This window comes from Streptomyces sp. DvalAA-14 (assembly GCF_900091855.1).
GTDB lineage: Bacteria > Actinomycetota > Actinomycetes > Streptomycetales > Streptomycetaceae > Actinacidiphila.
On record NZ_FMCH01000044.1, the window covers coordinates 1 to 12,722 of the forward strand.

Sequence of the window (12,722 nt, forward strand, 5' to 3'; positions counted from 1 at the left end):
GGCGCCGTCATCCACGCCGCCGGCACCAACTCACTCACCGCCATGTCACGCATGGGCTCCCTCGCCAAGCGCGCACCCGACGCGATGTGGACGATGGGCATCGCCCTCGCCGCGCTCGCCGCCCTGCCCCCGCTGTCCGGCTTCTTCTCCAAGGAGTCCGTGCTGCGCGCCGCCGAACACGCCTCGGCCGGGCACACCGCGCACATCCCGGCCTCCGTCGGCTGGACCGTCCTGGTCGCCGGTCTGGTCGCCGCCCTCCTCACCGCCGCCTACGCGGCCCGCCTGTTCCTGCTCGCCTTCCGCGGCGCCGGCCCCGAAGTCGCCGACCACGGCAGGCAGCCCGCCCTGATGACCACCGTGCTGTGGGTGCTGGCCGTCCCCACCGTCGCCTTCGGCGGCCTCGCCTACCGCGAGCTGCCCGACTGGTTCGGCGGGGCGACGCTCGCCCCGACCCTCATCACCTCCGTCCTCGGTACCGGACTGGCCCTGGTGGGCGTACTGATCACCTACGGGGCCTGGAAGGCGTCCACCGCCACCCGCCAAGCCGTCCCGCTGGGGGCGGTGTCCGCCGAACCCGCGGGCGCCGAACCGGAACTCGTCGAGATCGAGGCGATCGCCGCACACGCGGCGGTCTACGGCGACATCGCCGACGCCGACGACCCGGGCGACCCCGGCCGGCTGCTGCTCGGCCCGCTCCACCGGCACGCCGCCCGCGGCTTCCACCTCGACGCCGTCTACGGCGCGCTGTTCGTCCGCCCGGTACTGGCCGCCGCCGAACTGGTCCGGCTGCTGGACCGCGACGTCGTGGAGAACACCGTGCGCGGCGCGGCCGGCGTCCCGCGGCTGCTCGGCGCGGCCGTCCGCAAAGCCCAGACCGGAAACGTCCAGACCTACCTCAGCGCGCTGCTGGCCGGTGCGGTCGTCCTCGCCGTCCTCGTCGCCGTCGGAGCGTGAGATCCCGTGAACGACACCGCACTGCAGTACATCCTGGCGGCGATCGTGGTGCTGCCGCTGCTCGGCGCGGCCGGCGCCCTGCTCCCGCCCCCTCCCGGCCTGCGCGGCCGCGGCCCCGACCAGGCCGTACTGCGGCACGGTGTGACCGTCACCGGCGCCGTCCTCGTCCTCGCGATCGTGCTCGCGGCCGGCTTCGACCACGACCACCCGGCGAAGATGCAGGCCACCACGGACCTCGACTGGATCCCCGCCCTGCGGATCCACCTCCACCTCGGTGTCGACGGCATCTCACTCCCCCTTCTCGTGCTCAGCGCGCTGCTGACCTTCCTGTGCGCGCTCTACTCCTACTTCCGGATGCCCGCGGGCCCCAGCCCGAAGGCGTTCGTCGCACTGCTCCTGCTGCTGGAATCGGGCACGCTGGCCACCTTCACCGTGCTCGACCTGATGCTGTTCTTCCTGGCTTTCGAGACGGTCCTCATCCCGATGTACTTCCTCATCGCCCGCTGGGGCGGCGGGGACCGCGAACGGTCGGCACTGCGCTTCATCGTGTACACCGTCCTCGGTTCGGTGATCATGCTGCTCGGCCTGCTTCTCATCGGCGTAAAAGCGGGCACATTCGACATGGTGGCACTCGCCACTGACAATGGGTCGTCGCTCAGTCACTCCACGCAGATCATCGCGGTGCTCGCCATCGGTCTCGGCCTCGCCGTGAAGGCCCCGATGTGGCCGCTGCACAGCTGGCTGCCGGACGCCCACACCGCCGCCCCGACCGTCGGATCGGTCCTGCTGGCCGGCGTGCTGCTGAAGATGGGCACCTACGGCCTGGTCCGGATCGCGCTGCCGATGGCCCCCGAGGGCATGCACGCCTTCGCCCCCTACCTGGGCGCCCTCGCCGTCGTCGGCATCGTCTACGGCTCGCTGGCCTGCCTCTCCCTCGCCCGGCAGGGAAACGGCGGCGACCTCAAACGCCTGATCGCGTACTCGTCCGTGGGCCACATGGGCTTCGTCCTGCTCGGCATCTCCTCCATGAGCCCCACCGGCGTCAACGGCGCCCTGTTCGCCAACATCGCCCACGGCCTGATCACCGGCCTGCTCTTCTTCCTGGTCGGCGCGGTCAAGGACCGCAACGGCACCACCGACCTCGACCAGCTGGCCGGCCGCGGCGGCGCCGCCCTCTACGGCCGCGCCCCCCGGCTGGGCGGCCTGCTCGCGTTCGGCGCCGTCGCCTCCCTCGGCCTGCCGGGCCTGGCCGGTTTCTGGGGCGAGATGCTGGCGATGTTCGGCGCCTTTAAACCCGCCGCCGGCCTGTCCCGCCCCGCCTTCCTCACCTTCACCGCCGTCGCCGCCTTCGGCACCCTGCTCACCGCGGCCTACCTGCTCACCGTCGTACGCCGGGTCTGCATGGGCGACCGCACCACCGCGCACACCCAGCCCCAGCTGGCCGACGTGCGCGGCTACGAGTTCGCCGCCTGGACACCGCTGGCCGCCCTCACCCTGGTGGCCGGACTGTGGCCCGCCGTCCTGCTCGGACTCACCGACCCGGCCGTCCGCTCCCTGCTCGGAGGCAACTGATGCCGTCCCTGGTGCAGTCCGTCGACTGGACGGCGCTGACCCCGGTGGTGATCCCGGCCGCCCTGGCCGTGGTCGTCCTGGTCGCCGACCTCTTCCTCCCCCCGGAGCGCAAGGCACTGCTCGGCTGGGTCACCGCCGCCGGCTTCCTGGCCGCCGGACTGACGCTGATCCCGCTGCGCGACGGCCACCGCAGCACCTTCTGTCAGACCGGCGGTGCACAATGCTCCTACGCCGCCGATCACTTCGCGCTCGTCATCCAGGTGCTGGTGCTCGGCGGGGCGCTGCTCACCGCGCTGCTGTCGCTCACCGCCGAGACGGCCGACGGCGGCGAGGCCCCGCCGCCGGGCGAATACTGGTTCCTGCTGCTGTCCTCGGCCGCGGGCGGCGCCCTGCTGCCCGCCTCCCGTGACCTGGCCACCCTCCTGGTCGCGCTGGAGGTCACCACGCTGCCCGCCTTCGCGCTGGTCGCCCTGCGCCGCGGCGACAAGCTGGCGAGCGAGGCCGCGCTGAAGTTCTTCCTGTCCTCCGTCACCGCGACCGCCGTCTCGCTGCTCGGCATCAGCTTCGTCTACGCGGCCACCGGCACCCTGAATCTCGCCGGGGTCGCCGAGGGCCTCGGCCACCCGCACCCCGGCTTCGGCGGGACCGCCACCGGCCAGCTGGACCACCTCGCCAAGGCGGGCGTCGCCCTCACCCTGGTCGGCTTCGCCTTCAAGCTGGCCGCCGCCCCCTTCCACTTCTGGGTGCCCGACACCTACGCCGGCGCCCCGCTCCCGGTCGCCGCGTACCTGTCGGTCGTCGGCAAGGCGGCCGGCTTCTCCGGGCTGATCCTGGTCACGGTGGTCGCCTTCCGTCCGTACGCCGACGTATGGGGCCCGGCCATCGGGGTCCTCGCCGCGCTGACGATGACCGTCGGCAACGTAGGGGCGCTACGCCAGCGGCCGGACAGCGACCGCAGCGCCGTACGCCTGCTCGCCTGGTCCTCCATCGGCCAGGCGGGCTACCTGCTCGTCCCGCTGGCCGCCGCCTCCTCTGCCGACAGCCCCGCGCACGCGATCGGCACCACCGTCGCGTACGCGCTGATGTACGGCGTGGTCAACCTGGGCGCCTTCGCGGTCGCCGCGCTGGTGACCCGCACCGCGCCCCGCGGCCGGATCACCGACTACCGCGGCCTGTACGCGTCCCGCCCGCTGGCCGCGCTCGCCCTCGGCTTCTTCCTGCTCTGCCTGGCCGGGCTGCCGCCGGGCGTGATCGGACTGTTCGCCAAGGTCGCGGTCTTCTCGTCGGCGGTCGGTGAGCAGCACGGATGGCTCGCGGTGATCATGGCGGTCAACGTCGTGATCGCGCTGGTGTACTACCTGCGCTGGACGGCGCTGCTGTTCGCCGGCCGCGAGACGGCCGGGACCGTTCCGGCGCCCGCGCCGACCGGCGACCCGCTGAGCGGGCCGGTGACCGGAGCCCTGGCCCGCACCCCCGTCGGCCTCGCCGCGGCCATCGCGCTCACCGCCGCCGCCGGCATCGCCCTGTCCGGGGCCCCGCAGATCGTGCTGCGCTACGCCCAGGGGACGCTGCTGTAACGACAGGGACGGTCGCGCTGCGTGCGCGCCAGGGAACCAGGGGCGCTCAGGTGGCGTTGCCCTGGGTAGGAGGTTCTCCTGAAGGGGGAGGTCCCCCCGCCGCACACTCTTGGAGGGCGCACCGTGCACCGCCGGCACAACGGGCTGAAGACCGCCGTACTCCTCGGCGGTCTGTCCGCACTCATCCTGGTCATCGGCAGCTTCTTCGGCCGGACCGGGCTCATCGTGGCGCTCGTCATCGCCCTGGGCACCAACGCGTACGCGTACTGGAACAGCGACAAGCTGGCGCTCCGCGCGATGCACGCCCGCCCGGTCAGCGAGTTCGAGGCGCCCGTGCTGTACCGGATCGTGCGCGAACTGTCGACCGCCGCCCGGCAGCCCATGCCCCGGCTCTTCATCTCGCCCACCGAGGCCCCCAACGCCTTCGCCACCGGCCGCAACCCGCGCAACGCCGCGGTCTGCTGCACCCAGGGCATCCTGGGCATCCTCGACGAGCGCGAGCTGCGCGGTGTGCTGGGCCACGAGCTGAGCCACGTCTACAACCGCGACATCCTCATCTCCTCGGTGGCCGGCGCGCTCGCCTCGGTGATCGTCTTCCTGGCGAACTTCGCCTGGCTGATCCCGATCGGCCGTTCGGACGACGACGACGGCCCCGGCATCATCGGCGTGCTCATGCTGCTGGTCCTCGGCCCACTGGCCGCCTCCCTCATCCAGCTCGCCGTCTCCCGCTCCCGGGAGTACGAGGCCGACGCCTCCGGTGCCCGCCTGACCGGCGACCCGCTGGCCCTGGCCTCCGCACTGCACAAGCTCGACGCCGGCAGCCGCCAGCTCCCGCTGGAACCGAAGCCGCAGCTTGAAACCGCCAGCCACATGATGATCGTCAACCCCTTCAGGGCGGGCGACGTATCCAAGCTGTTCTCGACCCACCCCCCCATGGCGGAGCGCATCACGCGCCTTCAAGAGATGGCAGGCGGTTCACGATGAGGACGATTCTCAACGTCATCTGGCTGGTCCTGAGCGGGCTCTGGCTGTGCCTGGCCTACTTCCTGGCCGGGGCGGTGCTGTGCGTCACCATCATCGGCATCCCGTTCGGCATCGCCGCGTTCCGGATCGGTGTCTACGCGCTGTGGCCGTTCGGATACACCGCCGTCGACCGCCGCGACGCGGGCACCGGCTCCTTCGTCGGCAACGTGCTGTGGCTGGTGCTGGCCGGCTGGTGGCTGGCGCTGGGCCACATCGTCACCGGCGTCCTGATGTGCCTGACGATCATCGGCATCCCGTTCGGCATCGCCAACTTCAAGCTGATCCCGCTGTCGCTGATGCCGCTGGGCAAGGAGATCGTGCCGACGGACGAGCCGTTCGCGGTGCGCTGAGGCATCCCGGTCCCGGGGCCGTCCGGCCCCTTCGGGCCCCGCGGCTCATCGCATCTCCCCGGTGCGCGAGGATGGCTGACGGCGTGGGCTGTCCAACGCGCCAGTCGAGCCAAGGAGATGGCGATGAGCCTGCAGGTCGGCGACAAGGCACCGGATTTCACCCTTCCCGATCAGTCGGGAACACCCGTCACACTCAGCGACAAGCTGGCGCAGAAGGCCGTGGTCCTCTACTTCTACCCGAAGGACAACACCCGCGGCTGCACCGCCGAAGCGTGCAGCTTCCGCGACAGCTATGAGAGCTTCACCGACGCCGGCGCCGAGGTGATCGGGGTCAGCTCGGACAGCGTCGCGTCCCACGAGAAGTTCGCCGGCGCCAACGCCCTGCCGTTCGTGCTGCTCGCCGACACCGACAAGGCCGTCCGCAAGCAGTACGGCGCCACGACGCTCGGCGTCGTCCCGGGCCGGATCACCTTCGTCATCGACCAGGAGGGCGTCATCCGCCACACCTTCTCGTCGATGACGAACGTGGGCGCCCACGTGGACGAGGCGCTGGCCGTGGTGAAGGGCCTGCAGAGCGCGTAAGCAGCCGGCCGGGCCGGTCGGGGGCCGTCGGGGCCTCGGGGTCGGGGGCCGGCGGCTGGGGCGGAGGACGAGCGACCGCCCCAGCACCGGGACGCCGGCCGGCGGGTCACCGGGCCGCAGAGCCCCGGACTACCGGTAGTTGACGAACTGCAGCGCGAAGTCCAGATCCTTGCCCTTGAGAAGGGCCTGGACCGCCTGCAGGTCGTCCCGGCTCTTGGAACTCACCCGCAACTCGTCCCCCTGGACCTGGGCCTTGACGCCCTTCGGCCCCTCATCGCGGATGATCTTCGCGACCTTCTTGGCGTTGTCCTGCGAGATGCCTTCCTCGATCGACGCGAAGATCTTGTACTCCTTGCCGCTGAGCTGCGGCTCGTCCGCGTCCAGGGCCTTCAACGAGATCCCCCGCTTGACCAGCTTGGTCTCGAAGACGTCCAGGATCGCCTTCACGCGCTCCTCGGAGTTCGCCTCCATCAGGATCTTCTCCCCCGACCACGCGATCGACGCCCCGACGTTCTTGAAGTCGTACCGCTGCGAGATCTCCTTGGCGGCCTGGTTGAGGGCGTTGTCGACCTCCTGCCGCTCGACCTTCGAGACGATGTCGAAACTGGAGTCGGCCATCTTCTTCGGGCTCCTTGCCTGTGTTCTCGGCGTTCCATCGTTTCCATCACACCCGCGGCCCACCCCGGGGCCACCCCGCCAGCCTAGCCACCCCACCCACCCTCAACCCTGATCAATCCAGTGGCGAACCACCCCTCCGCATCAGGTATCGTTTACCCCGTCGCCAAGACCCCCCGCCCCCAGCGGGACCTGCCCGGCGTCAACCCCATGGCGGTATGCCCGAGTGGCCAATGGGAACGGACTGTAAATCCGTCGGCTCTGCCTACCGTGGTTCGAATCCACGTGCCGCCACACCTCGAAGAGGGCCCCTGACCTGCGCTTGCGCGGGGCGGGGGCCCTCTTTCGTTGTGCGGACGTTCGGGCTTCCGGGTCAGTGTGGACGCAGGACCATGAGCGAGCCTTCCAAGGTCGCCACCATGGCGAAGGAGAAGCGGTCGAGCTCGAGGCAGAGCGCGACGTCATCAGGATGGGCTCCTTGGCGTACGCCCTCGGCCAGTTCGGCGGCGGCGCGCGACTCGGCAGCGCGGCGGAGGAAGTCTGCCGCGTCCGTCCCGGTCTCAGTGGCCCGCCGGGCGATGTACTGGGCGCACGCGAGATCCTCGTCGGCCTGCCCGTCCTCGCCGGTGACGACGAACGTGACACGTTCACTCCCGCGGGTCCGCAAGAGCTGAGCCGTTGCTTCCGCCACCACGAAGCCGGCGCACAGCACCAGCGACGCCTCCTTGACCGCGAGGGCGCCGACCGTCCCGGCGGTCGTCTTCTGCACCACGGTCCGTCCGGCGAGGTCGACGGACCGCAGCAGACCGGGGGAGTTGACGGTGTCGAACCCGGGCGCGGGCGGACCGTCCTTGAGCGTCACCCAATCCGGGTGGCGAGCCTTCAGTGCCTGGGCTTCGTCCAGCGACCCGGCGAGAATGATCTTCTCCGCCCCCCGGGCAAAGGCCCATGCAGCCACCGTAAAGGCACGCATGACATCGACGACGACGGCCACGGGCGGGGCTTCGGCTTCGGCTTGGGCCAGCTCGGCGATGCCGAGGAAACGGGCGTCCATTCCGGTCATGATCGGGGATGCCCGGCCCCAAGTCGACGGGTCCCGTAGATTCCGGGTGGGGGCCTGCCCGGGGTTCTCCGGAGCGGGGGTGGTCATCGGTGACCGTGGAACTGATACCGGTGAAGGCGACGCCGAGGTCGTTGGCGTGGCAGGGCGACGCGTTGGTCTCCGTGGTCGGGGGCGGGCGGCGCTGGGGCCCCGACCGGAGCGAGAGCAGGGCGCTCTTCGAGTGGGGTTTTCCGTTCGACGCCGGGACCACTTCGGTGACAGGGCCGTACTCCGCGGTGTACCAGGAGCGAGGCACCAAGGGCGTGTTGCTCGAAGGCGGGCGGAGCCTGCGGGAGCTGAACCGCAGCTATTACCGCGCGCTGAACACCGACTACCCGCTCGCGCTGGGCACGTTGGGCGACGGGCGCGACGTTCTCGTGCACTGCCCCGAGGAGTTCAACGTGCTCCAGATCGAGGACGCGGCCACCGGTGAGCGGTTGACGACCGGGAGCCGTGAACCCGAGGACATCTTCCACTCCCGGCTGAGCCTGAGCCCGGACGGCCGCCACCTGCTCTCGGTCGGCTGGTTCTGGCAGCCCTTCGGAATTGCCATGGTGTGCGACACCGCGCTCGCCCTCACCGACGCGAGCACCCTCGACGGCGACGGCTTGCTGCCGTTGGCGGCCGTGTCGGGCGGTGAGGTGACGGCCGGTTGCTGGCTCGACGCCGACCGGCTCGTCCTGGCGACGGGGGCGGAGGAGTGGTACGACGCCGAGGAGCGGGCGACGGCGCCGCCGCCACCCGCGCTTGCGCCGCGCCATCTCGGTGTCTGGTCGATGGCCGAAGGCAACTGGCTTCACCGCAACGCGGTCCCCGACGCCGACCCGGGTGTGCTGCTCCTGCCCCGCGGCGATCAGGTCGTATCGCTGCACGGCCACCCCCGGCTGCTCGACGCGGCCACCGGGCGCATCGCCGCGGAATGGCCGGAGGTCCCCGTACCCCTCAAGGCCACCTGCTTCGGCTACAGCCGCACGCCCACACCGGTAGCCGCTCTCCACCCCGACGGCACTCGCCTGGCCGTCGCGCAGGCGGAGAGCATCGCCCTCATCACGCTGCCGTGAGCCAACCGGCTGCCGCGCCTCGGGCGGTCGCGCACCGGCCTGCGGCGCTGCCTCATCGCCAACCGACCCGATTCTCGCCCGACAAGTGACGTATGCGTCGTCGGGCGTACCGTGATGGCGTGGCGAGCGAAGATCTGGGACGGACGCTGCGGCGGCTGCGCCGCTTGGCCGACCTGACACAGGAGGAACTGGCGGAGCGTTCGGACGTGTCCGTCGACGTGATCCGTCAGCTTGAACAAGGACGGAAGCAATCAGCGCGGCTTCCCACCCTGCACGCACTGGCGAACGGTCTGGGCGTGGAGCTCACCACGCTTCTCGGTGACCCGCCGGCTGTCGCCTCCGGCGAGAACGACGGGCCACGTTTCGTCGCCGTACGGCGAGCGATCATGCCGGTGCTGTGGGGGTCACTACCGGTCCCTGCCGGTTCGGACTTCTCCCTGACCCGTTTGCGGGATCGGATCGCCGATGCGTGGACGCAGTATCACGCAGCCGAATTCGACGCGGTGATGCAGGCGCTCCCCGACCTGATCTCCGAGGCACACTCCGCCTCGCTCTCCGGCAGCGACGAAGACCGCGAAGGCGGGTTCGCGGCCCTGGGAAAGGCGCTGCAGCTCGGTGGGCACGTTGCTGTTCGCATGGGCAAGACGGATCTGGCGCTGACGAGTCTGGAGCGCGCTATAGGGGCCGCCGAGCAGTCCACCGATCCGCTGCTTGCGCCCATGATCGTCAATTCGATCGCGTGGACCTACCAACGACAGGGGCGCCTGGAGGACGCGTTGGGCATCGCGCTCACTGCTGCCGACACGATGAAGAAAGCCGATCACACGGCCACCGCCGACGGGCTGAAAGTGTGGGGCGGACTGACCATGAGCGCCGCCACGTCCGCCGCGAGAAGCGGCGACTACGAGCGTGCGGCGGCGATGATGGAAACGGCCGAGGTCGAGGCCGCTCGGGTTTCCAAGCTGCCCGCCGGTAGCGACAACCGCATGATCAGCGTATTCAGCCCGTCGTCGGTTCGCATCGAACGCATCCGCCTAGCAGTCCAGTACGGACACTCCTCCGAGGCTTTGACCTTGGCGAAGGGCACGCGTCTGTCGAAGGACACGCCTCCGTCCTGGCGTACGTGGCTACTTCTTGACGTGGCCCGGGCCCACTCGGACGTCGGCGACGCACCGGGGGCCGTCAAGACATTGGAATCACTGCGCCGCGTCGCGCCGACCTGGATGCAGCATCACACTTTGGCGGTTGCCATCGTGCGGGACTTGTGGGCTCTCCCCAACCGTCCGCCGGGACTTCGCTCGTTGGCCGAGTTCTTGGGTGTCGCCGATTAACGTTCCGAAAGTGGGACGCCACGTCACTGTTGGTGCCCTCTGCGCTTCGCGAGTCTGGGCAAGAGGACCCCGGGGCCGTGGTCACGGCGCGGGGTTGTGGCCAAGGCTGCCCAGGAGCGCCGGTATGACAGAGTCTGATCCGAACCCGTCCGCGTGCACGGAGAGCGTCGTCACGAGTGCGGCGATCGCTCGAGAACATCCGACCGTTGTCGTGAAGTCATGGCCGCCCACACCTCGCTCGGTGGGCAGGGCGCGCCACTTACTCGCCGGCAACTTGGACGCCTGGGGACTGTCCCACCTCGCGGATTCCGCCCAGCTGATCCTCTCGGAACTGATCACCAACAGCGTCCGGCATGCGCGCCGGCCTCACGGGCGCTTGATCAGCACACGGTTCGAGCGGCTTGAGCACGGGGTGCGCATTGAGGTGCACGATGCCAGCGAGGCCGAGCCGGAGCGCCGGGAGGCATCCTGGGATGAGGAGTCCGGGCGCGGACTATCTCTCGTGGACGCGCTCACCGAGGGGCGCTGGGGAGTGGCTGACCGGGAAGACGTCGGCAAGATGGTGTGGGCAGTCTGCGTCGCCTGGGAGCCCGGTGTGCTCCCCGCACCTGTCGGGCTGGACTCAAGGCGTGCGCTTTCCCGGTAGGGGCCGTCGCCCCGTCAGCAGGCCCGTTCGTATGCGATCTGGGCGACGGGATTGCCGTCGCCGTAGTCGAAGGTGCGGGTGGTGCCGGACTCGGTGAAGCCGCACTTGGTGTAGAAGCGGCGCGATTGCGGGGTGTCGCGCAGGGTCCACAGGTGGACCCGGGGGTAGCCGTCGTCGTGGAGTTGGCGCAGGGTCCCGGTCATCAGGGCGGCGGCGATGCCGGTGCCCCAGCCGTCGGGGTGGCAGTAGAAGCTGAAGATCTCCGCGAGACCCGGCCGGGTCGGGGACGGGCGCAGGAAGGACAACGCCAGGGGGCGGCCGCTCCGTTCGGCGAGCAGGATCGTTCCCGTTCCCGCTGCGATGCGCTCGTGCCATCCGGTGCGCCTGCTCCGGACGGCCCGCGCGGCGAACTCCGGCTGGAAGAAGGGGGCATGGGACGCTTCCCACGCCGCGGCGTGGATCTCGCCGAGCGCGTCGCCGTCCGCTGGGCGGGCACGACGGACCTCGATCATCAGCTCAGCCTACTCGCGGGCAACTGGCAAAGCTGGCGGCGTTGTTGAGGCCGGGCCGGGTAGCCGAAGCAGTAGGGCGCGACCCAGTGCCCCTGACCGGCGGGGAGATGACGGCATGGCTCAGGAAAAGGGTACGGGCAAGGGCCGGCGGATGCTGGACTCGTGGTGGGGGGCGGCGCTGTTCGCCGGGGTGCTGTGGCTGGTGTTCGGGCTGCTTTCGCACCGCGGGGTTGCCTCGGCGATCGTTTCGGCGGTGATCTACGGCGGCTTCATGGCTGCTTCCTACGGGATACGGCGGCGCCGGGTGAGCCGGGCGACCGGGGTGGAGGCGGACGAGCTGCCGCGGCTGGCGCGGTTGGCCCGGCGCGGTCAGGTGCCGGAGGACCCGGAGCAGCGGCGGCAGATGCGGCGGTTGGTGCGGTGGCAGCTCGGCCGCCTGCACGACATGCGCCGCGCGGTTCTTGCCTTCGGGCTGCTGTTCCTCGTCTTCGTGGGCAACACGGTGCTGTGGTTCGCCACCGGCCACGCGGTCGCGGGCCTGTGCTGGCTGGCCGGTGGCCTGGCGGTCCTGGCGTTGGCCTGGTGGAGCCGCCGCCGGACCGAGGCCCGGCTGACCCGCACGGACCGTCGGCTCAACGCCCTCGACCACGGGCAGCCGGCGTAAGTTCCGCCGCACGGTGGCCCGCTCCTCGCCCGTTCCTCGTCGGCCGGCGTCGGCGGTACAGGTAAGGTCCGGGACCGTGCCCTTCCCCGATGAGACCGGCCCGGTCGTCGTGCTCGACTACCGGGCCGAGTGGCCGGTGGAGTTCGAGCGGCTGGCCGAGGTGCTGCGCCCGGCGCTGGGCCGGCCGGTGGTGGCGGTCGATCATGTGGGGTCCACCTCCGTGCCGGGGCTCGCGGCCAAGGACTGCGTCGATGTACAGGTACGGATGAGGTCGATCGACGAGGCGCGGGACGTTCCGCTGCTCGCGGCGATCGGCTTCCGCTGCCGACCGGAGCCGTGGAACCGGGTGGAGGTGTCCGCGGGGCGGCGATGCCGCAAGCTGGTGTTCGCGCCGCCGGTCGGGGCGCGGCGGTGCAATGTGCACCTGCGGGAGAGCGGCGGCCCCAACGCGCGTTTCGCCCTGCTGTTCCGGGACTACCTGCGGGCGGACGCGACGGCCCGGCGGGCGTGGGGGGCGTTCAAGCAGCGGCTGGCGGTGAGCGCGCCGGATCTCCTGGACTACGGACAGATCAAGGCCCCCGCCACCGAGGTGTTGATGGCGGGGGCCGAACGCTGGGCCGCCGCGACCGGCTGGCGGGTCGGCGGCGGGTAGCCCGCCCGGCCGCTGGGCCGCTGGGCCGCCGGGCTGCCGGGCCGCTGGGAGGCTCGCACGCACCTCTCGCCCGGGCACCGC

General features: G+C 70.9%; 14 protein-coding genes and 1 tRNA gene. 12 read left to right on the plus strand and 3 right to left on the minus strand.

Translation table 11 applies throughout. The features are described 5' to 3' along the window. The 6 genes from GA0115240_RS02130 to GA0115240_RS02155 form a co-directional block, all read left to right on the plus strand. Window positions 1–954, plus strand: a 954-nt coding sequence (locus GA0115240_RS02130; RefSeq protein WP_272919855.1) for a proton-conducting transporter transmembrane domain-containing protein, incomplete at its 5' end; no start/stop codon positions are given. 6 nt (window positions 955–960) lie between these two features. Beyond that, entirely contained in the window at window positions 961–2,526 is a 1,566-nt protein-coding gene (locus GA0115240_RS02135) for a complex I subunit 4 family protein (RefSeq protein ID WP_093734934.1), read from the plus strand. Further along, window positions 2,526–4,103, plus strand: a complete 1,578-nt coding sequence (locus GA0115240_RS02140) for an NADH-quinone oxidoreductase subunit N (protein ID WP_093734935.1) — start codon at window positions 2,526–2,528, stop codon at window positions 4,101–4,103. Before GA0115240_RS02135 ends, GA0115240_RS02140 begins: the two co-directional genes overlap by 1 nt. A 123-nt stretch (window positions 4,104–4,226) precedes the next feature. Continuing rightward, window positions 4,227–5,087, plus strand: coding sequence for a zinc metalloprotease HtpX (gene htpX, locus GA0115240_RS02145; protein ID WP_093734936.1), 861 nt, complete (start codon window positions 4,227–4,229; stop codon window positions 5,085–5,087). Next, the gene (locus GA0115240_RS02150) at window positions 5,084–5,476 is read left to right on the plus strand and encodes a YccF domain-containing protein (RefSeq protein WP_093734937.1); all 393 of its coding nucleotides are present in this window, start codon (window positions 5,084–5,086) and stop codon (window positions 5,474–5,476) included. Before htpX ends, GA0115240_RS02150 begins: the two co-directional genes overlap by 4 nt. Before the next feature lie 123 nt (window positions 5,477–5,599). Beyond that, a complete protein-coding gene (locus tag GA0115240_RS02155) occupies window positions 5,600–6,058 on the plus strand; it encodes a peroxiredoxin (RefSeq protein ID WP_093734938.1) in 459 nt (152 codons plus the stop codon). A 129-nt stretch (window positions 6,059–6,187) separates the two neighbouring features. On the opposite strand, the gene GA0115240_RS02160 is transcribed toward GA0115240_RS02155, so the two are convergent. Further along, a complete protein-coding gene (locus GA0115240_RS02160; protein ID WP_093734939.1) occupies window positions 6,188–6,676 on the minus strand; it encodes a YajQ family cyclic di-GMP-binding protein in 489 nt (162 codons plus the stop codon). A 209-nt stretch (window positions 6,677–6,885) separates the two neighbouring features. On the opposite strand from GA0115240_RS02160, the gene GA0115240_RS02165 reads away from it, so the two are divergent. Next, window positions 6,886–6,967: transfer RNA gene (locus GA0115240_RS02165), tRNA-Tyr, on the plus strand. 79 nt (window positions 6,968–7,046) lie between these two features. Here GA0115240_RS02165 and GA0115240_RS02170 read toward each other — a convergent pair. Further along, complete coding sequence (locus GA0115240_RS02170) at window positions 7,047–7,727, minus strand: 2-phosphosulfolactate phosphatase (protein WP_093734940.1); 681 nt, start codon at window positions 7,725–7,727, stop codon at window positions 7,047–7,049. 98 nt (window positions 7,728–7,825) lie between these two features. Here GA0115240_RS02170 and GA0115240_RS02175 point away from each other — a divergent pair, with 98 nt between their 5' ends. The 3 genes from GA0115240_RS02175 to GA0115240_RS02185 all read left to right on the plus strand — a co-directional run bounded on the left by GA0115240_RS02175 (window position 7,826) and on the right by GA0115240_RS02185 (window position 10,813). Continuing rightward, window positions 7,826–8,836: a hypothetical protein gene (locus GA0115240_RS02175; RefSeq protein ID WP_256069467.1), complete on the plus strand. Its 1,011-nt coding sequence runs from the start codon at window positions 7,826–7,828 to the stop codon at window positions 8,834–8,836. Between the two features lie 119 nt (window positions 8,837–8,955). Continuing rightward, window positions 8,956–10,167, plus strand: a complete 1,212-nt coding sequence (locus GA0115240_RS02180) for a helix-turn-helix domain-containing protein (protein WP_093734941.1) — start codon at window positions 8,956–8,958, stop codon at window positions 10,165–10,167. A gap of 124 nt (window positions 10,168–10,291) precedes the next feature. After that, on the plus strand, window positions 10,292–10,813 hold the full coding sequence (locus GA0115240_RS02185) for an ATP-binding protein (RefSeq protein WP_093734942.1): 522 nt from the start codon (window positions 10,292–10,294) through the stop codon (window positions 10,811–10,813). 14 nt (window positions 10,814–10,827) lie between these two features. Here the strand turns inward: GA0115240_RS02185 and GA0115240_RS02190 are convergent, their stop codons facing one another. Then, window positions 10,828–11,325: a GNAT family N-acetyltransferase gene (locus tag GA0115240_RS02190; protein WP_093734943.1), complete on the minus strand. Its 498-nt coding sequence runs from the start codon at window positions 11,323–11,325 to the stop codon at window positions 10,828–10,830. 115 nt (window positions 11,326–11,440) lie between these two features. On the opposite strand from GA0115240_RS02190, the gene GA0115240_RS02195 reads away from it, so the two are divergent. Next, the gene (locus GA0115240_RS02195; RefSeq protein WP_141708681.1) at window positions 11,441–11,989 is read left to right on the plus strand and encodes a hypothetical protein; all 549 of its coding nucleotides are present in this window, start codon (window positions 11,441–11,443) and stop codon (window positions 11,987–11,989) included. A gap of 76 nt (window positions 11,990–12,065) precedes the next feature. Further along, window positions 12,066–12,641, plus strand: a complete 576-nt coding sequence (locus GA0115240_RS02200) for a GrpB family protein (RefSeq protein ID WP_093734945.1) — start codon at window positions 12,066–12,068, stop codon at window positions 12,639–12,641. Window positions 12,642–12,722: the final 81 nt, after the last annotated feature.

Excerpts from the sequence above, each read along its gene's own strand:
- GA0115240_RS02185 (WP_093734942.1), top strand. The coding sequence starts at position 10,292 with ATGACAGAGTCTGATCCGAACCCGTCCGCGTGCACGGAGAGCGTCGTC.
- GA0115240_RS02170 (WP_093734940.1), bottom strand. The coding sequence starts at position 7,727 with ATGGACGCCCGTTTCCTCGGCATCGCCGAGCTGGCCCAAGCCGAAGCC.
- GA0115240_RS02140 (WP_093734935.1), top strand. The coding sequence starts at position 2,526 with ATGCCGTCCCTGGTGCAGTCCGTCGACTGGACGGCGCTGACCCCGGTG.
- GA0115240_RS02190 (WP_093734943.1), bottom strand. The coding sequence starts at position 11,325 with ATGATCGAGGTCCGTCGTGCCCGCCCAGCGGACGGCGACGCGCTCGGC.
- GA0115240_RS02160 (WP_093734939.1), bottom strand. The coding sequence starts at position 6,676 with ATGGCCGACTCCAGTTTCGACATCGTCTCGAAGGTCGAGCGGCAGGAG.
- GA0115240_RS02150 (WP_093734937.1), top strand. The coding sequence starts at position 5,084 with ATGAGGACGATTCTCAACGTCATCTGGCTGGTCCTGAGCGGGCTCTGG.
- GA0115240_RS02155 (WP_093734938.1), top strand. The coding sequence starts at position 5,600 with ATGAGCCTGCAGGTCGGCGACAAGGCACCGGATTTCACCCTTCCCGAT.
- GA0115240_RS02195 (WP_141708681.1), top strand. The coding sequence starts at position 11,441 with ATGGCTCAGGAAAAGGGTACGGGCAAGGGCCGGCGGATGCTGGACTCG.